The organism is Streptomyces phaeochromogenes (assembly GCF_001418655.1).
GTDB lineage: Bacteria > Actinomycetota > Actinomycetes > Streptomycetales > Streptomycetaceae > Streptomyces > Streptomyces phaeochromogenes.
Genome location: NZ_LIQZ01000061.1, coordinates 30,137 through 30,814 on the forward strand (window position 1 = coordinate 30,137; position 678 = coordinate 30,814).

1 protein-coding gene and 1 pseudogene are annotated in these 678 nt (G+C 68.4%); both read left to right on the top strand.

What is annotated here, in order from left to right; genetic code table 11:
* Window positions 1-190 (top strand): peptidoglycan recognition protein family protein (locus AOK17_RS52065; protein ID WP_245697060.1); only part of this gene is annotated, 190 nt, incomplete at its 5' end.
* Between the two features lie 151 nt (window positions 191-341).
* Window positions 342-678, top strand: a pseudogene (locus AOK17_RS52070) (transcriptional regulator); the annotation flags it as partial.

A 678-nucleotide genomic window follows, 5' to 3' on the forward strand; every position in this document is an offset into this window, starting at 1 on the left:
GCCCGCGTACTTCACCAACGCGATGTACGAGGAGTCGGCGAAGCTCACCGCGGCGATCTGCACCAAGTACCGGATCCCCAAGGACCGTTCGCACATCCTCGCGCACTACGAGGTGCCGGGCAGCGACCACACCGATCCCGGCCCGCACTGGGACTGGACGCGCTACATCAGACTGGTCAACTTCGCCTGACCAGCGGTCCGTCGAAAGAAACTGCAAGGAAAGCCGAAACAGAGCCGAAGGGGGTTCGAAAAGGGGGAGCATCGGTAGCCACCACGGCTTGTGGTGGGGGCCGGACTCGGTGTGGCCGCGGTACTTGTCCGCACCCGCCACCGGAGTGACGATGTCCCCAGCCGCACAGCCTTCCGGGGAGGCCGAGTTGACCGATCCATGGGTGGCCCTGGAACCGGGTGCCGATCCCGTCGAGCGGGTGCGCGTCCTGCGCCGCGCCCACGAGACGTTCACCGAGGCGGGCACGGTCCCGCGGCCGGTACGCTCCGTGGTCGCCGATTCGTGGCGGCGTTCAGCACGGGCCGGGGTGGGGCCGGACGGCTCCGCATGTGTGGAGCTCACCGACGGGGACCTCGGGTCGTATCGGGCGGAACACCCACTGGCCCGGGTCATGCCACTGTTCCGCGAACTCATGGGGACGTTCGCGGCGGACGGCGAACACCTCCTCG